Below are 594 nucleotides of genomic sequence, written 5' to 3' on the forward strand. Positions count from 1 at the left end.
TTGTATCTGCAACTGGATCAATACCCGTATTGATGATTTCAGTTTTTAAGCTTTCTACGCCTTGAAGAATATCAATACCACCTTGAACAACATCAATGACTGGAGAGATTGGAGAGGTTCCACCACCAATACCACCAGTCACACCGCCGATAATATCAGTCACGACTTCAAGAGGGTTGCCGCCAACGCCACCAGTCACACCGCCGATAATATCAGTCACGACTTCAAGAGGGTTGCTACCAACACCACCAGTTACACTACCGATAATATCTGTTACTACACCAAGTGGACTATCACCACTTGTTACGCCACCGATAATATTATTCACAATACCTGTAGCAGTTGTACCATTTGTAATAAGCGTATCAAGAATACCAGTTGCTGATTCAGTAGCGCCTTGAACATCACCACCGACTAAATCAGAAACAGTTTCGAGAGCGCCATTTACTGTGTCGCGAGAAGTTTCAAAAGTTAGGGTGCCGAGGTCTGCAATTTCAGAAACAGGATGTTCTGCTTGTGGAAGAATACCGATGATTGTATCTGCAACTGTATCAATACCCGTATTGATGATTTCAGTTTTTAAGCTTTCTACGC

At 43.1% G+C, this 594-nt stretch carries 1 pseudogene; it reads right to left on the minus strand.

The window, feature by feature from the left end:
- Window positions 1–594: pseudogene (locus HUN22_RS17570) on the minus strand (hypothetical protein); the annotation flags it as partial.

The organism is Acinetobacter lactucae (genome assembly GCF_013344765.1).
GTDB lineage: Bacteria > Pseudomonadota > Gammaproteobacteria > Pseudomonadales > Moraxellaceae > Acinetobacter > Acinetobacter lactucae_A.